At 66.8% G+C, this 21,057-nt stretch carries 19 protein-coding genes and 1 pseudogene; 12 read left to right on the top strand and 8 right to left on the bottom strand.

Annotated elements, in window-relative coordinates; translation table 11 throughout:
- Window positions 1–102: 102 nt before the first annotated feature.
- The 5 genes from KIP79_RS14145 (at window position 103) to KIP79_RS14125 (ending at window position 7,636) form a co-directional block, all read left to right on the top strand.
- A complete protein-coding gene (locus tag KIP79_RS14145) occupies window positions 103–3,411 on the top strand; it encodes an ATP-binding protein (RefSeq protein WP_214105231.1) in 3,309 nt (1,102 codons plus the stop codon).
- A 46-nt stretch (window positions 3,412–3,457) separates the two neighbouring features.
- Window positions 3,458–4,102, top strand: a complete 645-nt coding sequence (locus tag KIP79_RS14140) for a hemerythrin domain-containing protein (RefSeq protein ID WP_214105230.1) — start codon at window positions 3,458–3,460, stop codon at window positions 4,100–4,102.
- Window positions 4,102–5,079, top strand: coding sequence for a pyridoxamine 5'-phosphate oxidase family protein (locus KIP79_RS14135; protein WP_214105229.1), 978 nt, complete (start codon window positions 4,102–4,104; stop codon window positions 5,077–5,079). The genes KIP79_RS14140 and KIP79_RS14135 overlap by 1 nt, the downstream gene beginning before the upstream one ends.
- 185 nt (window positions 5,080–5,264) lie before the next feature.
- A complete protein-coding gene (locus KIP79_RS14130; protein WP_214105228.1) occupies window positions 5,265–6,182 on the top strand; it encodes a glycosyltransferase in 918 nt (305 codons plus the stop codon).
- Window positions 6,183–6,409: 227 nt separating this feature from the next.
- A complete protein-coding gene (locus tag KIP79_RS14125; RefSeq protein WP_214105227.1) occupies window positions 6,410–7,636 on the top strand; it encodes a glycosyltransferase in 1,227 nt (408 codons plus the stop codon).
- 116 nt (window positions 7,637–7,752) lie between these two features.
- On the opposite strand, the gene KIP79_RS14120 is transcribed toward KIP79_RS14125, so the two are convergent.
- The 5 genes and pseudogenes from KIP79_RS14120 to KIP79_RS14100 form a co-directional block, all read right to left on the bottom strand.
- A complete protein-coding gene (locus tag KIP79_RS14120) occupies window positions 7,753–7,974 on the bottom strand; it encodes a helix-turn-helix domain-containing protein (RefSeq protein WP_214105226.1) in 222 nt (73 codons plus the stop codon).
- Complete coding sequence (locus KIP79_RS14115) at window positions 7,974–8,459, bottom strand: DUF2975 domain-containing protein (RefSeq protein WP_214105225.1); 486 nt, start codon at window positions 8,457–8,459, stop codon at window positions 7,974–7,976. Before KIP79_RS14115 ends, KIP79_RS14120 begins: the two co-directional genes overlap by 1 nt.
- A 972-nt stretch (window positions 8,460–9,431) precedes the next feature.
- Window positions 9,432–9,833, bottom strand: coding sequence for a DNA-binding protein (locus KIP79_RS14110; RefSeq protein WP_214105224.1), 402 nt, complete (start codon window positions 9,831–9,833; stop codon window positions 9,432–9,434).
- Window positions 9,830–10,078 carry a type II toxin-antitoxin system CcdA family antitoxin gene (locus KIP79_RS14105; protein WP_214105223.1) on the bottom strand — a complete coding sequence of 83 codons (249 nt, stop codon included), beginning with the start codon at window positions 10,076–10,078 and terminating at the stop codon, window positions 9,830–9,832. Before KIP79_RS14105 ends, KIP79_RS14110 begins: the two co-directional genes overlap by 4 nt.
- A gap of 7 nt (window positions 10,079–10,085) precedes the next feature.
- Window positions 10,086–10,403: pseudogene (locus tag KIP79_RS14100) on the bottom strand (transposase family protein); the annotation flags it as partial.
- A gap of 491 nt (window positions 10,404–10,894) precedes the next feature.
- On the opposite strand from KIP79_RS14100, the gene KIP79_RS14095 reads away from it, so the two are divergent.
- The 6 genes from KIP79_RS14095 (at window position 10,895) to KIP79_RS14070 (ending at window position 16,369) form a co-directional block, all read left to right on the top strand.
- The gene (locus KIP79_RS14095; protein ID WP_214105222.1) at window positions 10,895–11,200 is read left to right on the top strand and encodes a hypothetical protein; all 306 of its coding nucleotides are present in this window, start codon (window positions 10,895–10,897) and stop codon (window positions 11,198–11,200) included.
- 609 nt (window positions 11,201–11,809) lie between these two features.
- On the top strand, window positions 11,810–13,303 hold the full coding sequence (locus tag KIP79_RS14090) for an RCC1 domain-containing protein (protein WP_214105221.1): 1,494 nt from the start codon (window positions 11,810–11,812) through the stop codon (window positions 13,301–13,303).
- Window positions 13,304–13,855: 552 nt separating this feature from the next.
- Entirely contained in the window at window positions 13,856–14,326 is a 471-nt protein-coding gene (locus KIP79_RS14085; protein WP_214105220.1) for a hypothetical protein, read from the top strand.
- Window positions 14,323–14,985, top strand: a complete 663-nt coding sequence (locus tag KIP79_RS14080; RefSeq protein ID WP_214105219.1) for a hypothetical protein — start codon at window positions 14,323–14,325, stop codon at window positions 14,983–14,985. Before KIP79_RS14085 ends, KIP79_RS14080 begins: the two co-directional genes overlap by 4 nt.
- Window positions 14,986–15,296: 311 nt before the next feature.
- Window positions 15,297–15,560 (top strand): hypothetical protein, encoded by a 264-nt coding sequence (locus tag KIP79_RS14075; protein WP_214105218.1) that lies wholly within the window; start codon window positions 15,297–15,299, stop codon window positions 15,558–15,560.
- Window positions 15,561–15,631: 71 nt separating this feature from the next.
- Window positions 15,632–16,369: an integrase core domain-containing protein gene (locus tag KIP79_RS14070; protein WP_214105217.1), complete on the top strand. Its 738-nt coding sequence runs from the start codon at window positions 15,632–15,634 to the stop codon at window positions 16,367–16,369.
- Between the two features lie 409 nt (window positions 16,370–16,778).
- Here the strand turns inward: KIP79_RS14070 and KIP79_RS14065 are convergent, their stop codons facing one another.
- From KIP79_RS14065 to KIP79_RS14055, 3 genes are all read right to left on the bottom strand, one after another.
- Window positions 16,779–17,210 (bottom strand): type II toxin-antitoxin system VapC family toxin, encoded by a 432-nt coding sequence (locus tag KIP79_RS14065; RefSeq protein WP_214105216.1) that lies wholly within the window; start codon window positions 17,208–17,210, stop codon window positions 16,779–16,781.
- Window positions 17,207–17,479 (bottom strand): hypothetical protein, encoded by a 273-nt coding sequence (locus tag KIP79_RS14060; RefSeq protein ID WP_214105215.1) that lies wholly within the window; start codon window positions 17,477–17,479, stop codon window positions 17,207–17,209. Before KIP79_RS14060 ends, KIP79_RS14065 begins: the two co-directional genes overlap by 4 nt.
- A 271-nt stretch (window positions 17,480–17,750) precedes the next feature.
- Window positions 17,751–19,379 carry a restriction endonuclease gene (locus KIP79_RS14055; RefSeq protein WP_214105214.1) on the bottom strand — a complete coding sequence of 543 codons (1,629 nt, stop codon included), beginning with the start codon at window positions 19,377–19,379 and terminating at the stop codon, window positions 17,751–17,753.
- Between the two features lie 166 nt (window positions 19,380–19,545).
- On the opposite strand from KIP79_RS14055, the gene KIP79_RS14050 reads away from it, so the two are divergent.
- The gene (locus KIP79_RS14050) at window positions 19,546–21,012 is read left to right on the top strand and encodes a hypothetical protein (protein ID WP_214105213.1); all 1,467 of its coding nucleotides are present in this window, start codon (window positions 19,546–19,548) and stop codon (window positions 21,010–21,012) included.
- Window positions 21,013–21,057: the final 45 nt, after the last annotated feature.

Raw genomic sequence — 21,057 nt, 5'->3', positions numbered from 1 at the left:
CCGGTCCGAGTTGCGGAACACCGTCCTGGGAGCCGCCGCCTTCCTGCTCGCCGGGAAATGTAACAACTGGACCGGTTGAAGGCGTCTCCCTACCATTGGCCCGTGCGGCTGAACGTCCTCGGGCCTTTGGAACTCGTCGTGGCCGGGCAGGTCGTACCGGTCGGACCGCCGAAGCAGCGAGCCCTCCTGGCCCTCCTCGCGATGCACGCCGACCGCGTGCTCCCCGCGGACCTCCTGGCCGACCGGCTGTGGTCCGGCGACCCGCCGGCCCGGGGGAGCCTGCACGTGTACGTCTCCAACCTGCGCCGCCGGCTGGAGCCCGACCGGCGGCAGGGCGCGAGCCCGACCGTCCTGGTCCGCGCCGCCGGCGGGTACGGCCTGATGACCGGCGGGCTCGGCCTCGACACGAGGGACTTCGAGACGCTCGTGTCGGCCGGGTCAGGCCATTTGGCCGAGGGACGGCACGAGGAGGCGGCGGCCGCCCTCGCCGAGGCGCTCGACCTGTGGCGGGGCGACCCGTACGCGGACGTGCGCTCCGAGGAGTGGGCACAGCCGGAGATCGGCCGTCTGGAACAGGTGCGGCTGGACGCGGTGGAAGGGCTGGCCGCGGTCCTGCTGGAGCTGGGCCGTCACACGGACGTGGTCGCGCGGCTGGACCCGTTCGTCCGCGAACACCGCCTGCGAGAGCGTGCCTGGGAACTGCTGGTGCTGGCCCACTACCGGGCAGGCCGGCAGGCGGCGGCCCTCGAATGCCTGCGCAGGGTGCGGGAGGCGCTCGCCGAGGAGCTGGGCATCGACCCCGGGCCGCGGCTGCGGGAACTCGAAGGCGCGGTGCTGCGCCAGGACGCCACGCTGCTCCCGCGGCGGCCCGCCACGCCGTCACCCCAGCAGCGGCCTCCGGCACAGACGGCGACACAGACGGCGGCACAGACGGCGGCACGCAGGGCTCCCGAGCCCGCGGCGGACCTGCCGGTCTTCGTCGGCCGCGAGAGCGCGCTGGAGTTCCTGAACGAGGCGGCGAAGGCGTCGTCCGCCGCCGGGCAGGTCGTGCTGGTGGACGGCGAGCCGGGCGTCGGCAAGACGAGCCTGCTGAAGCGGTTCCGCGCGAACGCCAGCGTGCCGGTCGGCTGGGGGGCGAGTCCCGACCACGAGACCGCGCCCGCCCTGTGGCCCTGGGAACGGGTCCTGCGCGACCTCGCCGCCGCGGTCCCGGAGACCGCCCTGCCCGACGAGGTGGGCACGTTCCTGTCGGGCGGGCTGGCGGCGATCCCGGCGTCCGACGCGCAGGGGGCCCGGCTGCGGTTCTTCGAGGCGGTCGGCACCTTCCTGGCCGGCGTCGGCCCGATGATCGTCGTGCTGGAGGACATCCACGCGGCCGACGACGCGACGCTGCGGCTGCTGGTCCACGTGGCGTCCACCGCCCGGCCGGGCCTGCTGCTGGTGGCGACTTTCCGGCGGCACGAGGCGTCGGCGCTCACCGGCACGCTGTCGGCGCTGTCGCGGCTCGGCGCGCGCAGGCTCGGGCTCGACGGGCTCGCCACCGAGGAGGTCCGCGCGCTCGTCCGGGAGTTGTCCGGCCGCGACCCGGGCAGCCGCAAGGCCGAGGAGCTGCGCGGGCGCACCGCCGGGAACCCGTTCTTCCTCGCGGAGCTGGCCCGGGCGGGCGAGGAACTGCCGCAGGGCGTGCTGGACGTCGTGCTGCACCGGGTGGCGGGCCTGGGGGAGGAGGCGGCCCGCGTGCTGGAGCTCGCCGCCGTGATGGGCGACGAGTTCGAGGCGGGCGTCCTGGCCCAGGTCGCCGGCGGCACGGTCGGCGGCCTGCTGCCGCCGCTCGACGCGGCCCTCGACGCGGGGCTGATCCGGGAGTCGTCGTGCCGGCTGGGCGGGTACGAGTTCGCGCACGCCCTGGTGACCGACGCGTTGCTGTCGCGCCGGTCGCGGCTGTGGCGGGCGCGCGTGCACGAGCAGGTCGCGGGCGTCCTCACCCACGTCCACGGGGACCAGGACGACCGCGCGGCGGTGATCGCGCGGCACTGGCTGGCGGCGGCGGAGCTGGGCGCGGAGCCCGCCCGCATGGCGATGGACTACGCCGCCCGCGCCGCGCGGGCGGCCCTGCGGCGGCACGCGCCCGACGACGCGGCCGTGTCGTGGCAGGAGGCGCTGGCGGCGGCAGAACCGGCCGGGGCCGGCCCGGCCGAGCGGTTCGAGCTCGCCGTCGGGCTGGCGGAGAGCCGCTACGCCGCCGGGCGGTTCGACGAGGGCTACGAGGCGGTCGAGCAGGCGCTCGCCATGGCCGGCGCCGACCTGGACAAGGCCGTCAGGGCCGCCGACATCGCGATGGGGCACGGCGTCTGGGTGCCCTTCCGGTACGGCCTTGACGTGGCCGCTGTGCGGGACTCGATGGACCGGGTCGTGCGAGAGCTGCCGCCGTCCACGCCGGCCTGGGCGACGGCACAGGCCGTCCGGGCCGTCGTGCTCGCCCAGACCGGTCGCGAGGACGAGGTCAACCCTGTCTCGTCGCAGGCCGTGGCGGCGGCCGAGCGCCTGGGCGACCCCGCCCTGCTGCGGCGCGTGCTCCATCTGCGGCTGCTCGCCATGCAGGGACAGGACTTCATCGAGCAGCGCGCCGAGACCGCGCGGCGCCTGCTGGCCGAGCCGGACCTGTCGTCCCAGCTCAGCGTGATCGCACAGCTCCACCTCGTCGTTCATCTCGTGGAGCACGGCAGGGTGCCGCAGGCCCGTGCGCTGCTGGCGGAGGTCGACGCGCTGCTGCGCGACCTGCACAATCCCACGCTGGCGCTGCAGGCGGCGGTGGCGCACGTGGGGCTCGACCTGCTCCAGGGCGTGCCGGACCCGGCCCGCCACTTCGAGCCCGTCAGGGCGACGCTGTCGTTCGCCGATCTCGCGTACTTCGAGGTGAGCATGCTCGCCGTACGGGCCGAGACGCTCATCCACGAGGACCGCCTCGGCGAGGAGGTGGCATGGATCGAGGAGATGCTCCGGCGTACCGGCCTGTCGGGGCTCGCCTACGTCCTGGCGTACGCGCTGACGGACCTGGGCGAGCACGAGCGCGCCCGGCGGCTCCTGCGTGAGACCCCCCTGCCGCCGCGCGACTACAACTGGGCGATGGCCACCATGTGCCGGCTGCACGCGGCGATCCGGCTCGGCGAACCGGACGTCGTGCGGGAGGCCTACGACGCGTTCCGTCCCTTCGCCGGGCTGCTGCACGTGAACGGCACGTGCACCACCGTCGACGGGGCGTACGACGGCCACCTGGGGGAGGCGCTGCTGGCGCTCGGCGACCGTGAGGGAGCGCGAGCCCACCTGCGGGAGGCGGTGCGCCTGCTGGAGCGGGCGGGCGCGGGCTACTGGCTGACAAGGGCCCGACAAGCCCTCGACAAGAGCACGTAGAGGCGGGTCGCGCACGCTGTTTCCCGACACGTGAGGAAACAGACTGATGATCACACCAGAACACCTGACCGGCTTCCTGATGATGCACGCCGGTTTCCGCGCCGAGTTCGGCCGCCTGGCCGAGGCGTGCGCGAACCCGCGTGACGACGCGCACGAGGAACTGCTGGCGGAGCAGCTCGCGCTCGTGCTGGACATGCTGCACGCCCACCATACGCACGAGGACGACAGCCTGTGGCCCACGCTCGTCGCCCGCGCCCCGGAGGCGGCGGACGTGCTGGCCGAGCTGGAGTCCGAGCACTCCGTGCTCGACCCGCTCATCGCGGCCGCCTCCGATCACGGGGTGCCCCTGGCCGAGCGCGCGCCCATCTTGCGGCGGCTGCACGAGGTCGTCAACGAGCACCTCGACCACGAGGAGCGGATCGCCGTGCCGCTCATGCTCCGCCACCTCACCCTCGACGACGTCGAGGCCGACAAGCGCCAGGCGATGGACGACTTCGGCCGCCGCCGGGTCCCCGTCATCTTCGGCTGGCTCGCCTCCAGTGCGGACGCCGACCTGCTCGCGGCGTCGTACGCCGACCTGCCCGTCGTGGCCCGGCTCATGTTCCGCCTGTTCTGGTGGCCGGCCTACCGGCGGCGCTTCACCCGCCTGTACGGCGCCACCGCCCCCGCGAACACTCTCTTGGAGTCGTGATGACCACATCCGCATTCAGGGAGGCGGCCGAGATCTTCGACCGCGCCATGGTCTGCGAGTACGCCTCGCTCACCCGCGGCGGCCGACCCGTCACCTGGCCCGTCACGCCGTACGTCGGCGCCGGTGGCACGCTCGACGTGAGCACCGGGCTCACCTACCCCGACAAGGCCGAGCGCGCCCGGCGCGACCCGCGCGTCGCGCTGCTCTACTCCAGCGCCGAGGGCACCGAAAATCCCCCGGCACCCGTCGTCCTCGTGCAGGGCCGGGCGACCGTACGCGACGCGGATCTGCAGGCCAACACCGACCGGTACGTCCGGGAGTCGCTCGCCAAGACCGGCGCCGGGTTCGCCGGGATGCCGTGGTTCCTGGTGAAGCGGCTGGGGTGGTATTTCGCTCGCATCTGGGTGGAGGTCACCCCCGAGAGGATCGTCTGGTGGCCCGAGGGCGACCTGTCCAGGACGCCCGAGGTCTGGACGGCCCCCGGGGACGTCGCGGTCCCCGCCTCCGATCCCGCCCCCACGAGCCCCCGGCTGCCGAGCCGGTCGGCCCCGCCGGTGGACTGGCGGCCCTTCGCCGACCGCGCGGCCCGCTTGGGCGAGCCCGTCGTCACCATGGTCTCCGACGGCATGCCGCTGGCGGTGCGCACCCGCTCGGCCGTACGTACCGAGAGCGGCTTCGACCTGCGGCTGCCCGCGGGTGTCCAGGCGGCCGAGGGGCCGGTGTGCCTGACCTTCCACCGGCACGGCCCGGCCATGGAGTGGCAGGAGAACGTGGTGCTCGTCGGGACCACGACCGGGGAGGGCGACCGGCTGAGCGTGCGGGTCGAGCGGGCCCTGAACGACTGGAGCCTCTCCGAGAACCGCCGCGAGCGGAACCGCTCGTTCCTCGGCCAGGGCAGGATGCTCAGGAAACGCCTGGCGGCCGAGGCCGCCCGCCGCGGTCAGCCCATCCCCCGCGTCCGCCGCCCCCACGCCTGAGACGAACTGGTCTGGGCGGGTTGATCGCCGTACGGGCGGTCGTACAGGCTCGGCACGCCGCCTGACGAATGCGGGCTGACCTGCGCGAATGACCACAGCATTTAGAAAGATGCGACCCCGCCGAGACCCCTGAAGACTGACTGTCCGGGCGGTTCAGGCGCATTTCTCGACGGACTGGAGCGGCAATGGCGGGGTCGTTGAAGTGCAGTGTGGTCATCCCTACCTACAACCGGGTGGAACTGCTTCGGCACACGCTGGAGTCGATGGTCGGGCAGAGCCTGCCGAAGGACCAGTTCGAGGTGCTGGTGGTGGATGACGGGTCCACGGACTCGACCGGCGAGATGGTGGAGACCTTCCGGAGCCGGCTGAACCTCCGGTACTTCTACCAGGAGGACGAGGGCTACCGGGCGGCGAAAGCCCGCAATGTGGCGATCGCCGTGGCCGACGGCGAGGTCACCGTGCTGATCGACTCGGGGGTGCTCGCCCATTCGGAGTGCCTGCGGGCGCATCTGGACAGCCACGAGAAGGCCGAGGGCCCGGTCGCGGTCGTCGGATACGTGTACTGCTTCAACCTCGACAACGAGGACGCGGCCCAAATCAACCAGATCATCGACTTCCAGGACCCGGACGGGACCATCGCCACCCTCGATGAGAAGGGCAGCTGGCTGGACGTCCGGGAGATCTTCTACGGGATGTACGGTGACGACTTCGGCGGCCTTCCCGCGCCGTGGCTGAACTACTGGACCTGCAACGTGTCGGCCAAGACCGACCAGCTGCGCAGGATCGGCATGTTCGACGAGGAGTTCAAGCGCTGGGGCGGGGAGGACATCGACCTCGGCTACCGGCTGCACCGCGACGGCGCCCACTTCGTACTGAACCGGAAGGCCGCCGCGATCCACTGCCCGCACGAGAAGAGCTTCGACGGCAACAACGAGCAGGCCGCGAGCAACTACGCCTACATGGCGGCCAAGTACCGGACACCCATCGTCGACCTGCTGCCACGGATCGGTGAGCTCAACTACTGGGAACTCAACAACATCATCCGCGAGTGGAATCTGCCCATGTGCTCGGACTACCTCGCCGCGAGTGGTCGGGAGGCCTGATGTCCGCCAATACGTGAATCCGTATGTGATGTCGGCCGGCGAGCCGGTGGCTTCCCGCGTCCGCGTGGGACTCGCTGGTCGCGGTGTTCGTGGTGGCCACGGTGGCGTTTCCAGGACTTCGTCCGGTACGAGTTCCTCGCCGGAACTCTCCGCGCTTCAAGCGAAAACGTACAGCTGAGCGGCGGCCGCCACAGCTGACACCAGCTAAGACGTACTAGGGAGAACTCATGCGGATTTCAGTCATTATTCCCACCTACAACCGCGCCGAAATGCTGCGCGATACCCTTCATCACCTCACCCGGCAGGACATTCCCGTCGACGATTTCGAGGTCATCGTCTCCGACGACGGCTCCACCGATCACACCAAGGCTGTGGTCGACTCCTTCGCCGGGCAGTTACACATGAAATACCACTGGATGGAGTATCTGGGGTTCCGAGCTGGGCACGCCCGCAACGCGGGGGCCAGGATGGCGTCCGCGCCACTGCTGGTCTTCCTCGACACCGGCGGCATGGTCGGCCCCGGCTTCCTCCGCGCCCACCTGGCCGAGCACGCTCGTCCCGGCGGCCCGCGAGCCATTGTCGGGTACGCCTACGGCTACAACCCCGACTACGCCGGCGACCAGCAGAACGCCATCGCCGAGGCGATGTCCCGGATGCTGCCCGAGCAGGTGGTCGAGCATTTCACCGGCAAGTCGTGGTTCCTGGACCTCAGGCACGGACTGTACGAGAAATACGGCTTCGACCTGAGCCGCATGGTCATCCCGTGGCTGCTCTTCTTCACCATCAACGTCTCCGTCCCCGCCAAGGAGTTCCACGAGGACGGCGGCTTCGACGAGGGCTTCGACCGCTGGGGCTGCGAGGACATGCATCTCGGCTTCAGGCTGTTCAGAAACGGCGTGCCGCTGGTCCTGTCCAGGACGGCCTGGGCGCTGGAGTACCCGCACGAGCGGGACCGGGCCAACGACATGCAGGACGTCGCGATCAACCTCCGCTACTTCCTGCAAGGCTGGGAGGAGCCCCAGGTCGAACTGCTCGCCCTGCTCATCCCGCGACTGCTCTTCGGCACCATCGACGACGAGTGCCGTGCCGTGCTCAACTGGGCGGCGAGCGTCCGCGACCTGGACGTATCCGCCGAGATCGAGGCGGCCATGGAAGAGATCGCGCCAACCGGCCGGATCGTCGTCATCGGCGCGGGCGGCCGGGTACCGCCGTCGCTCCCCCCGGCCACCCTGTTCGACTTCGACCACGACCTGCTCCAGCAGGCAACCGCAGCTGGCGACCACACCGGGCACCACCGTGTCGGCCTGCTCACCGGTCTTGACGACCAGTCCGTGGACACGGTCATCATCACCTCCCGCGTGGCCGGACTCTGGGATCGCTGGAGCGAGGACCTACTGGCCGAGGCGGAGCGGGTGGGCCGCAAGATCCACATCACGTTCAGCGCGCATTCTTGAGGATGATGCCCACACTCCTGGAGGGGATCTCCCGGGCGGCCGCGAAGCCGGGGGTCACGCCGGTCCCGCCGGCCACGCTGCTGGGTGTTGCGGCACTTGAGATCAAAGCCGCAACATCATCCGTCCGCGGCGTCCTCGGCCTGCCAGCGCAGCAGGTCGCCCGGCTGGCACTGGAGTACCTCGCAGAGCGCGGCGAGCGTCGTGAAGCGCACCGCCTTGGCGCGGCCGTTCTTGAGTACCGCCAGGTTGGCGGGCGTGATCCCGACGCGGTCGGCGAGGTCGCCCACGGACATCTTCCGCTTGGCCAGCATCACGTCGATGTCGACGATGATCGGCATCAGATCACCTCGTCCAGCTCGGCCTGCATCTGCGCCGCTTCGCCGTCGCGCGCGACGGCCAGGGCGAGCAGCATCCGCAGCACGAGCACGATGAGCGCGACCCCCAGGATGGCCAGGCCGACCCCGCCCATGATGACGGTGACGCCCGGGTCGTCCCGCTGGCCCGGCGCATTGATGGCCGTAACCGCGAACCACAGGAGGGCGGCCGCCACGATCGCGCCGATCACGGCGTCCACGTACCGGAAGGCGGCGCGGGAGAACACGGTTCCGCGTCGCACCATCGTCGCCAGCCGCCATACGCTGACCAGGGCGACCTGGACCGACACCATGCCCAGGATCGTGATCACGCGCAGCGGGGTCAGCGGGAGCGATCCGCCCTCCGGGTCGGTGGCCAACGCCCACACCGTCGATGCCTGTACGAACACGGTGCCGGCGAGCACCACCGCGAGTACGGCGCGAAGCGCACGCACTGTCAGCTTTCCCATGATCCCTCCTTCTATCGAGTTGCGATGAGAATCTATCGAATCTCGATAGGTGAAGCAAATGTTTGAGACGGAGGGTTGGCGGCGGTTTCGCACCGTGGCGGGACGCCGTCGCCCCCTCCCATGGCATGGCGTTCGCGCGAACCGTCTTGATCTTGTCGAAGTCGGCCTTGCTTGACCGTAAATCGGACGCCACCCGACCACGCCGAAGCCCTGCGGCCCACGGGCCTTGGAAGTGCAGCCGGGTAGGGCCAAACTCGTTGGTCCCCGTTCCGGATCGCTGGCCGGCTGGGGCCACCCACGTTGGACGGGTGGGGCCAGAATCCCTTGGAACAACCAAGCTGCCTGACGATGACCCGAATACCTGATCTTTGCCGACACCCTTCCGGCAAGGATCTCTGTTCTCTATGGGTGGCTTGACACCATCGCCTCACCGCACTGGGTTGGGTGATCCTTGCATGGTGTGGACGCGACCTGAACCCATTCCGGGATCTCACGAGCCCGATCGTGAGCCGACATCCGGGCATTTTGCCGGTCACAATCGACCGGTCGCGTGTCCACATCCCGCCATGAGCAACCAGCGAGCAACATCTTGTGATCTCGCCACGGCGGTGAGTCCCCAAAACGGGAGGAATCGGCAGGTTAAATCGGATCAAAGGTGGTAGGGCGCCAGGGATTCGAACCCTGAACCTACGGATTAAAAGTCGGCTTTCTTAGTGTCATCTAATGTTGCATGCTATCTATTTCAACTATTCTGTCCAGCTTTGCTGCCATGAAAATTCCCCATGATGATGCTCGGTGTTGTGTCATATCGCGTACCCATGAGCAACCATCGAGCAACAAATGGCCATCGTATAGGCACTACCAGACCGCGATGACGCGTTCTTGACCATCGATCATTTGCCGAGTAGACGCCTTCGCCCTGGCCCGCGCCTCCGCGGTCTCGGCAGGCACAGAGCGGCGGCTGTTGCGCGTTCAGACGCCGATGAGCCGGACACGGTTGCCGCACAAGCGGGCCATGTCGTCCACATCGGAGGTCAGCATGGCCACCGGCCCCGGCTGCCGCAACGCCACCTCGGCGACCGTCGCGTCGATCGCGTACTTGTGGCCGTGCAAGCCTGCGGCCTTGAGCAGTTCGGCGGACCTCTTCGCCGCTCTTTCGGTCACGGGCTCGATCTTCACACGGGAGAGCACCCACTGCAGTCGGGGCATGTTCAGTCCTGTGTGGCTGACTTCCACGATGGAGTTGGCACCAACGACGAAATCGGCACCCATAGCATGGAACACCTGAAACATCGCGAGGACCTTGCGGTCCTCCTCGATCCAGACGGAGAGTCCCTGAGAGTCCAGGACGACGGTTTCGACGTGCTCAATCACGCCGCGCTCGCCGAACCGCCGGAATCCGCCGCCCCGAAGATCCTGGCGCGAGCCTCGGCGAGTTCCTCGTCGGCGAACTCCCCGTGCTCCTCCTGGTGACGCAGCAGGTCGACACCCAGGAGTTGGTGACGCAGCTGGCGTGCCACCGCTTCGGCGACATAACCGGAGACGTTGTCGGTGAGCTTCCTGAGTTCGGCGACCTGGTCACTCGGAAGTGTGACCGTAATGCGTGTCGTATCCGCCATACATCAATCATACTGCAGTATGCGTATGCCGGTAGGTGGACCGCAGCATATCCGTGCAGGTGACGCTGCGATCGGGTTGTCTGATTGGAGTGAGGACACCGATTTCGACGCCTTCGTAGCCGCCGTCGGCGAGAGCGGGAAGCTCGTTGGCGGCTGCGGCGTACAGGGCACCCAGCAGGTGGGCGCGAGCCGTGGCCAGGTCGTGGACGGAGCCGGGTTCGACATCGGAGACCCACAGGGGCAGCCCGTCCGGGGCGGACAGGGCTTGGACGTTCCCGGCATGGTGGTGTGCCTTGCCGGAATTCCATCCGTCCAGGTCACGGCCTTGCAGGGCTTCTCTCATGGGCGGGATTCGACTCCTGAAGAGGAGCCAGTGCGGCTGCTGATTTACGGTGAAGGCCACCTTCGCCGAGTTTTGCGGACATACGAACGGTATTACAACCGGCACCGTCCCCATCGCTCACGAGACCGTCGACCTGAGCTTGCTCGTCATGTCGAGCGGCGGGGGTATCGGCTTGGGATGTCGACGAAGAATCCCCAGGTCTCCTTCTACATCCTGATAGACACCCGGCAGTGGGGGGTCGAACTCGCCGAGGAGCGGGAGTTGATAGATCCGCCACCACCGCGTCCGCTGTTTCGACCGCATAGCGGGCCGCCTCGGCGGAAGCTTCGTCCGGCTGTAAATTACATGCTCCACCACGAAGAAACAGCATGATGGGCCGGATTCTGGTGACCGAGTGGTCAATACCGTCTTTACCTCGGCCCGTTTGAAAATTATCCTCAGCCGATCAAATGTTCCGTCCATGTAGGAGAAGCATGCAAAAAGGTACTTGGCTCCGCCGGCTCGGCCTCGTCTCAGCGGTAGTGGCGGCCGGCCTGGCGACCACGCACGTGGCCGCACACGCCGACGGCTATGACACTCCCCGCAGCGCCACTGCCGTGGGGGCGGGCAGCACCTACGCGGCCGGGTTGGCGGCGGCCGAACAGCGGGCCCGGGCGGCCGTCCTCGCGGTCGGCCACGACTGCACCCCTGGGACCTATAACACCCTAACGACCTATGTCTCCCCGGGCGGCGGCACGTGGGTCTTCCAGTCCACCCACCAGGCGATGTGCGTCGACTGATCAAGCTCGGCCTCTGCCGGGCAGCGGGGCAGGGTAGCCCCGCTGTCCGCAGCGGAGGCCGATCCATAGCAGTGCCCGCCCGTCTTTGAACGTATTCCTCCGGTGTGAGCAAAGCTGACCTCGCTCGTCTCAGGTCAGGGTGGCTCGGTGCCGCGCGTGCAGCTCAACGTGGCGATCGAGGAGCGTCACAGGATGGATCACGCCTTCCAGCACTGCGTAGTCGGACCACGCGGTCTGCTGCCACTGGAGGAACTGTTCACGCGTGGCTAGGGTCGGACTCCTGGATCGGGCCCTAGTCTAGGCCTGCCACCGCTCGCTGATCGCCCAGCGGCTGACCGAACGGCACCGCGTCACGATCGAGCACCTGCGCCCGCAGTTCTGGTTGTATACGTCTGTGTCCGCAGGTGATCGCTGAAGTCCGGGACCTTCGCTGACCTGGGATCATGGATGTCTACGGTCGCCGATGAACAGGGCTGAGGAGCGCACCTGGCATTCGGACCAGTGAGTGGCGAAATTCGCCCGGGAGTGGCCCTGTAACGCAATCTCGCCCATCGGTTGACTTGCCTCTCGAGTGACCCATCGAAAGTGACCCATCGAAAGGCGAACCTGGTGCGAACCCTGGTGGTTGTGCTCTGTCTCATGTTCATCCCGCTGGTGCCACTTGCGGCTCCCGCGGCGGCGGACGACAACTGGACGCACGCCGCCGCCTGGGGAGGCAACCTTTTCGGCCAGCTGGGCGACGGAACCAAAGACCGTCGATACACCGCCGTACCAGTCGGCGATGCCGAACTGCGATTCGTGAAAGCGTCCGCCGGATCCAACAGCAGTGTGGCGCTGGCTGCCGACGGCACCGTGTGGACGTGGGGCGACAACCGGGAAGGGCAGCTCGGCAACGGCGAATCCGGGCTCTTCAAGGGCAAACTGCTCCCTGTTCGGGCGCTCGGGTTGACGGACGTCATTGATGTGGCCGCCGGAGACCAGTTCGCCCTGGCGTTACGGCGCGATGGCACCGTGTGGTCCTGGGGCGTCAACATCGTCGGCAGCCTCGGCCGTACCTTGTCGGACAAGGACCCGGTGCCCGGTCCTATTCCGGGGCTGACGGGCGTTACGGCCATCTCGGCCGGGTGGGCGCACGGCCTCGCGCTCCGCGCCAACGGGGAGATCTGGGCCTGGGGAAACAACTCGCACAACCAGCTGGGCATACCAAACTCGCACGCCGTCTGGGAGGCTTTCCCGGTCAAGACGTGGTCGTACGAGCCTGTGGTGGCGATCGCCGCAGGTGGCCAGTTCAGCGCGGCGGTTCACGCCGACGGGTCCATGGAAGAGTGGGGCCGGGGCCTGGGTGCCCAGCACTACCCCTGGAACGTCAACGATGTGCGGGCGATCTCGGCCGGCTGGGACCATATGTTGATCTTGCGGTCTGGTGGCAGGGTGTTCGCGACCGGGGAAAACGACGAGGGCCAGCTCGGCCTGGGCGATCTGCTTCCCGACGGCGTTCCCGGCGGCGGCTACGTGCCATGGCTGGAGAATGTCGTCAAAGTGTCCGCGGGCACCGAGGTGAGCGCGGTTGTCCGCGCGGACGGAACGGTGTGGACCTGGGGGCGCAACGACACCGGCCAACTCGGTGACGGCTCGCAGGTGCCGCGGCGGCTCCTACCCGTACGGGTAAGCGGGCTGACCGGGGCCACGGACGTTTCGGCCGGAGCCCCGGCGCTGTCGAACACGAACATCGGCGGCCACATGCTCCGCATCCGTCAGGTACCCAAGCCGGATTTCTCTCTTTCCCTCAGCCCGGGGGCGGGGACGGTTGACCCCGGCAATCCCTTCGTTTTCCACGCCGAGGTCACGGCGACCCACGGTTTCGGCGCGGAGGTCGCTCTCAACGTACAGCTCGACCCGGAGAAGGAGACAGCGGGAACGCCCAGGATCGCGCTCTCCATCGACCGTCCGGTGGTCCGCCCCGACGACCCCGATGCCGCGATCACCCTTGTCCCCGCCGCAGAGGTCCCGCCCGGCGTCTACACACTCACCGTGACGGCCACCTCTTTGGGAGTCACCAGGACGGCTCCATTCCAGCTGACAGTTAACATCCCAAGCGAGTGACACTCCCGCCACGATGGTCGCCAATTCCCGATTCGATTGAGAATTGGCGAAAAGCTAGGATTGACGCCCACGGCGTCACACGTCCGCAGCAACGTCCCGATGTGACCCCATGCAGCGGGCCGCATAGACGAGGCGGATAACCTGTGGGGTACGGAAACTCAGCCGACGAGGTTGACCTGGGAGTTCGTGGCTGGAGCATGATGAGGTCTCGGGCATCCCGCTGACGTGTCGTGGTCCTCCCTCTACCTCATTCTCGGGCGTGTCTTTCAGTTCCTGGTCCTGCCGGGTCGCGATGATCGGGTCAAGGCGATCGAGATCGTGGTGCTTCGTCATCAGGTCGCCGTATTGCGCCGTCAGGTGAATCGGCCCGAATCTCCAGCCGGGGGACCGGGTCGTGCTCGTGTCTACCAAACCGGGGCAACTTCAGAACCGCCCTCGGCGGCCTTCACGAGTACCAGATTGCCGGTTCGAGCACACTGGCCGAAAGTTAACGGTACAACTGGATCCTATTGAGGCAAGTTTGTACCTGCGGTTAGTAGCGGGAGGAGAAGCGTGGCCGTCGACGATCAGTACACACGCATCATGGCGCGACTCGCTGAAGCACTACCGAACCTGGCTGACCAGTTGGACCAGGAGGTTCGACGTGGACGCGCAGTTTCCGAGCAAAAGCTTCGGCAGGAGGGCAGGTATGAGGAGCGAGCGAGCCGACTGGCAGAGACCGAGCTTCCACCTCTCGGAAAGACTGACATCGCTGTCATCCCATACACAGCAGATGAAAGTATCGAGCTGATCCGCGAGGCGCTCGTCACACTCGCCGAGACCATGTACCTTTCCCGGAAGGTCACGCTGGACACGCTCTTGGCGTACGACATGGAGCCGGAAATCCAGTTCGGCGACGCCGAGCTGGAGGATGTATCTCGCTTCAATCTACGGGACGACACAGAGCAGGCTCGGCTCGCCTTGCAGACCGTGCAAGAGCTCCTCTCGGAAAGCCCAGAAACAGATACGGAGGGCGTCCGATGAGCAAGGCCGACCTGGTGCTCGCCATCGAAAAGGCGATCGGCGTCCTGCAGTCGGTCTATCGCAACAACGCGGACGAGTCCGATCTGTATGAGGCATCACTGCTCGCCCTGTGTCTGGAGGCCGCGAAGGCGGCCGGGGGAACCACACTTCTGACAAAAGACGGGAGGACCCCAGCGTCCGCCCTCCATTTCCGCAGGGCCCCAGGAAACTTGTGGTCGGGCACATTCACCTACGTGCTGGTCAGCTTCCCCGACACCCAGAGAAAGCTCGAGATCCACCTGGGCGTGTACGTGACCGCCAGCACCTCGAAGGTTGCGCACGAATGCGATGTCGCGATTATCGAACACCAGGAAGCCGAACGGAGCCGACGGGCTGCCGTCTATCCCCGGAGTAGAGGGCTCGTGGCCGTGATTGAGGCCAAGCACTACTCCTCCTCCCCGCCCCTCGGAGTCGGTCGCGGTTTCCTGGGGCTGGCCCAGGAGCTGGGCGAGAGGAAATGTTCATTGGTGTATCCTTCGCGAAGCTCCACCAACCTCGCAGCGCTTATCGCCAGGCGGTCGAGCGAGGCATACGAAGAACTTCTGCCAGGTAAGGAAGCAGCCGGACGCCTACGTTCGCGCCTTGATCAGGCGATACGGAATTGGAAGGCGAGTCTCTGACGGGAAGCCCCTGGACCTCAGCCACGCATCACATCGGCCCGCTGGTCCTCCAGTCGGTCAGCGGGTGGTGAGGACAGTGAGCCATTGTCAGCAGAGCAAGAGGTGAAGCCGTGACATAGCGGCTGATCTTGTTGATCGTAAGCTCGTCGTCGCTTGCCGGTGGAAGTCCGGTCTGGGTAGATGCCAGGAGGCCCAGTAGCAGGCTGGCAGCCTCGCCTCTCGAACCCTGTGGGGTGCGGAAACTCAGCCGGTGAGGTTGACCTGAGGGTTCGTGGCTCGAGCATGGTGAGGTCTCGGGCATCCTGCTGACGGTGTCGTGGTCCTCCCTCTACCTCATCCTCGGGCGTATCTTTCAGCTCCTGGTCCTGCTGGGCCGCGATGACCGGGCCAAGACGGCCGAGATCGTGGTGCTTCGCCATCAAGTCGCCGTGCTGCGCCGTCAGGTGAACCGGCCCGAGCTTCAGCCTGGAGATCGGGTCGTGCTCGCGGCCTTGTCGCAGCTGCTTCCCCGCTCGTCGTGGAACGTCTTCTTCGTTACCCCCGCGACGTTGCTGCGCTGCACCGCGCGCTGGTGACGCGCCGGTGGACCTACCCCTCCAAACGGTCGGGTCGTCCCTCTACCCGCGCAGAGGTCCGGGAGGCGGTGTTGCGCCTGGCCCAGGAGAATCCTTCATGGGGCTATCAGCGCATCAGCGGAGAGCTGGCCGGCATCGGCCTTCGGGTACCGCCCAGCACCGTACGCGACATCCTCAAAAAGGCCGGTCTCGGTCCGGCGCCACGTCGCACCGGCCCGAGCTGGGGCCAGTTCCTCAAAGCGCAGGCCGAGGGCATCTGGGCGTGCGATCTGTTCCACGTCGACACCGTCTTCCTCAAACGGCTCTATGTTCTGTTCTTCATCGAGCACGCCACCCGCGTGGTCCACATCGCGGGCATCACGGCGCATCCGACCGGAACCTGGGTCGCTCAACAAGCCCGCAACCTGGTCATGAACCAGGGAGCGCGGGTCGAGGGCATCAGATTCCTCATTCGCGACCGCGACGCCAAATTCACCGCAGTCTTCGACGAGGTGTTCACCTCACTCGGCGCCCGCGTCATCAAAACACCAGTTCGCGCACCGCAGGCCAACGCGATAGCCGAGCGCTGGGTCGGCACCGTCCGAAGGGAATGCACCGACCGGATGCTGATCTACGACGAAGGCCATCTCCGCCGAGTCCTGCAGGCATACGAACGGCATTACAACCGCCACCGTCCCCATCGCTCACGAGACCGTCGACCACCTCAACCACCACATACCCCTGCTCCACCCGGAGATCCCGATCAGGTCCGCTTGCAACGCCGGCAGGTACTCGACGGCCTGATCAACCAGTACCAGCGGGCCGCATAGACGAGGCGGATAACCGCAGACCAGAGGCCGCACCCGGGTTTTCGCACCCCACAGGCACAACGCGTGCCAAGTCCGTGCCCATGAGCAACCAACGAGCAACACCTTGCGATCTCGCCTCGACAACGAGGGCCCAAAACGGGAGGAATCGGCAGGTCAAATTGGGACAAAGGTGGTGGGGCGCCAGGGATTCGAACCCTGAACCTACGGATTAAAAGTTGCAGGGTTCAATGCCATCCGCTGTCATGGCGTGTCGAGTTCTGCCGTTTCGCCCACCGATATCCCTGAGATAGTGCCGGTCGATGGCGGCCCGTGCCGCGTCGTATCGCTTACCCGCGAGCAACCACCGAGCAATCATCGGTCACGCCACCTGGCTTTACCGGACCGCGATCGGGTTCCTTTGCCCCGAATTCTACGCCGAATGTTCCTCCCACGGATTCTCCACGCGGGCACCTGTTCGGGCGAGGTGTCTGGTGTTACGGGTGGCCAGCGTCCAGTTGTTGGCCAGGGCCGTCGCGCCGATCAGGGCATCGGGCGGGTCGATGCTGGTTCCGGCGCTTTTGAGGGTCTTGTGGATGGCCAGGTACGCCCCTGCCTCCCGTTCGCCGATCAAGGCGATCCGACCCTGGTAGTCGATCCGGATCTGCGCCAGCGCCTGGTCGTATAGTGCTCTGCGCAGAGGATCGGTGACGGCCGTGACACCTGCTTCGATCTCAGCGATGGTGAGCACGCTCAGGTAGAGGTTCGGCGTCGGGATCGCCCGGAACCAGGCGATGACGTTCGGATCAGGTTTCGGCCTGGTCGTGAGCTCGGCCACCACGTTGGTGTCGAGGAGGTAGATCACTCGCTCTCCGGTCGCTCGTCGTAGGAGCGGCCCCCGAAGTTCAGGTCCTCGAACGGGGTCGAGAGGAGGAACTCCTCGAAGCCGTCGTTGGCGAGCGCTGCCCAGCGGGTGAGCATTGATTCCAGCTCGGAAATGTCGGTCTCGGCGAGCTCGGTGTCGAAGTGGACAAGCTGGTCGCCGGGCAAGGACGCGCGGATCTCCCGGATGGTCCGCAAGGGGTGTGCGTCATCCGAACGAGCAGGAGGCGCTATGCCGTACCTTGCGCTCATCGTCACTCCTTCCTCTCACCTGGAGTTTACGCGTCCACGTTCGGATGAGATTCCGAGAACACGAATCAGCTCGGGTGCCTGAATCCCTCGTCGTTGGGCCGGAACTTCCTGGGCGTCGAGTGGTTGGTCCAATCCACCGGCGACTTGCTACCAGCCCAAACTCGTACACCACCTTCGTGGAAGCAACCATCTCCGCTGGGTCCTGTACGCATACCAGCGGTGTCTGAGAAGCCGAGGTCCGGCCCAGACGTGTTGTCGGAGCTGTGGAATGTCAGCGGCGGCGTGGTGGGGGCTTGGGGAGGCTGATGAGCACGTCGAGTCCGAGATGCTCCTTGCACAGGTAGACGAGCTCCTCACATTCGATGAGCTGGATGCGGCCATGCCGGGCGGCGAAGGCGCGGCTCTCGTCGCCGACCCATGAGGTGGTGACGAGGATGCCCTTGGTGGCGTGTTTGTCCTCCATCACGCCGGCGAGCGCGCGCACCGACTCGATGCCGACGGCCTTGCTGTACCGCTTGGCCTGGATGATGCACACGCCACCGAACACCGGGTCCTCGTTCACGGCCACGGCGTCCACGCCGTCGTCCTTGGAGGGCTGGGTCACCCAGCTCTGCATGCCCATGGCCTCGAACAGTTGCCGGGTCAGGTGCTCGAACTCGGTCGGTGTCATGGCTAGCAGGTCGGGTCGGCTGTCGAGCCCGGCCACGGCGTCGATGCCCTCGACGAACTTGTACTGCGACAGCAACGCCTCGAAATCGACCATGGGGCGCACCGCCTCCAGTTCGTAGGGATGCGGTGAGACCAGGGCATTGATCCGCTTGAGGCACACGACCGGGTCCAGATCGGCCAGGACGAAGGTGGAGAACAGCTCCCGAGACACGCCAGCGCTGATGAGACAAGGGTGGATCGGTTGCCCGGTCGCCTTGTCCTTGGCCGACACGTGTCCGTTGAAGCTGGCCGTCTCCACAAGGTGGGAGAGTTCTGCGTTGAAGACCTCATGGAGGACACGCAGGGCGACCTGAGCGACAAGCCGGGCGTAGCGCTCCTTGATTTCCTTGGGAGGCCGGGGGAGCGTCTTGATCTCATCGCTGGCTTGGACATACCGGAAATCCCGCGTTGTCGGGATGACTTCCTGGGCGGGAAGTTCGTACTCGACGACAAGTTCACGGGCTTCGGGGCGGTAGACGACCCGCGTACGGTGGGGGAACGCCTCGGGCAAGGAGGAGGCGTCGAGGACCAGCGTGAAGAACTTCGCCACCGCATCGGAATCGCCACCGCGAGCGCCACTCTCGAACTCGTCGACCGCGGTGTTATGCTCTTCGATCTCCCGGGCCAAGCCGGAGATCCACTCTTGGTACGCGTGATACCGTTCCGCCAGCCTCCTGCGGCGTTCGGCATCGGCAACCTCGTAGCGGGAGCTCTGCTGCTCGTAGGCTTGCCGAGCAGCGGCCTCTTCGCGCTCGTGACGGGCGGCTCCGCCGAACAGCCGGCCCACGGCATTCGGTGGCGGAGGCGCGACCCACTGGGGCCTGCCAGGAAGCGGCCGGTCCAAACCCGCGGGGTCGAAAGGCGGCGGCTGGAAGGTGCGCTTCAGAGACTGAAAGGTGACCACGTCACGCTTCTGGAGCCCGGCGGTTAGCAGGGAGTCCAACTCGTCGACGATGACCTGGACGTCGGCGGCACATTCGACGGCCTCGGCTTTGCGGGATTCGATGTACAGCCGTTTGCGCTCACGCTCGTTCGCCGCAGCGCGCTGTGCTGCCGCTCGGTCCGCCCGCGCCCGCTCTCGTTCCGCCCTGGCCACGGCCTGCAACGCCGCACGACGGGCCTGTTGCTCTGAACGTTGCCGACGGGCCCACTCGCGTTGCATATCGGACCAAATGCCACGCTTTCTGGCCATTTCCCCCTCCGGTGCCTTATGCGGCGTCGTGAGACCTCCGGAAAAAGGTAGCTGGGCTGTACGACAGTTTGGGAATAGGACTGCATTATTCACGTTATATAGGCCTCCGGAATGAAAGATTCCAAACTTGGTTCCGAGTGATCAGGAAAAGCGTAGGTTGGACGTCATGACGCTGCCACGAGGGTCGGTGACAGGTGACCGGTCGGCGGAAGAGGTCTCCCGCCGTACTGCCGACGTCCTGCTCTCCCCTCTGCTCCTTAACGAAGAGTTGGGTTCCCTCGCGCAGATCCACATCACCTATTTGGCGAAGCTGAACGGCCGGTCACACAGTCCGTCCTGTCCGCAACGCGGCAAACATGCCGGAGACCCGGTGACGGTGTCTCTGACCGCATTCCGAGCCGACCTGCACCATCAACGGGCCTGCCGGACGTGCGGCGGCGCCGAACTGCCCGAGCTGAGTCCTCACCAGAGGGCGGAAGCCGACAGACTGGAGCGGCTGCTTCCGGGCCGTGAAGAGGAAGCGCGGCGCAGGGCTGAGGCCGAGCGTGCGGTAGCCACGCGGGTGAGGGCTGCGGATGCGATCGACGAACGGGCCCACCGCATCCTCGTCGGCCGGAACTGGGCTCTCGCCGATGAGCAACGGCGTGCCGGCGGGCGGCCAGCCGGTGTACTGACCGCCGGGACGTCCTGTTCCGAGGGGGCCGGGTGCGGAGCCGAGGCGCAGCTGTTCTTCGAGCCGCGTACGCTCGAAGTCGGTTTCCGCTGTGAGGCCGATCCGGCACACGGATGGCACGCCTTCGGAGAAGGTGAGCCTATGGAGACGTGGCGGTTCGCCGACCACGTCAAGTATGACGCGCTCGCACTCATCGCCCCGGTGATCGCCGACGGAGATGAATCGTGGATTCAGGTCTATGGCACCCGCGCCCAAGACCACCGCACGGTGACCGCGAAGCTTTCGGCCTTCGACGAGGCGAATCCCCAACCGCTGGAACTTGTTCTGAACGTCCGCTGCGGTCTCTGCGACCAACTGATGGCGCTCCATGAATGGAAGGGCCGTTCGGAAATGGCGTACGCCTGTGAGCACAGGCATGCCGACGGGCGCTACCACCACACAGACAAGGAGACCGTCGACGACGCGGTCGACCGAATGCTCATCCGCCGGCTCGACGACCGCTCCCACTGGGCGCTGGCCCCAGAATTGGCACCGGCTCCTGAGGTATTGGCCACCTACGTCGTCCATCTCGTGGCGAAGCTCGAAATCTACGACGCCCACATCGGCGCAGCCAAGGCGGACAGGTTGCTTTCGGGTCTCCGTGCGAGGTTGTCCGCCCAATTGGGGCAGGTCCGGGAGATCCAGGAGCACGGGGCGTTTGTGGTCGCGGGCCTGGATGCGTTCGCCCGCAACCCCTGGCGGTCGGTCTCCACCCGGGGCCTCCAATCGTTCACCGACCTCGGGCGCGCGATTCTGGTCGAACGCGTCATTTGTCATCGGGAACATGTGCAGGTCTCCACACGTATCGACCGAGGCACCAGCATCCACAGGCGGCTGCGTGCGGAGGAACTCCGAGAAGAGATCGCCGCCACGCGGGAGGAACTGCGGAACTTGGAAGTGGAACTAGCCGGGCTGGAGTAGGCCTGAGCAGCTGGTTTCGTGATCCTCGCCGCCGACATGCCTTCA

The organism is Acrocarpospora catenulata (genome assembly GCF_018476525.1).
Taxonomy (GTDB): domain Bacteria; phylum Actinomycetota; class Actinomycetes; order Streptosporangiales; family Streptosporangiaceae; genus Acrocarpospora; species Acrocarpospora catenulata.
Note: the sequence above shows the minus strand (reverse complement) of the source record. Positions and strands in the feature narration are given on the sequence as shown.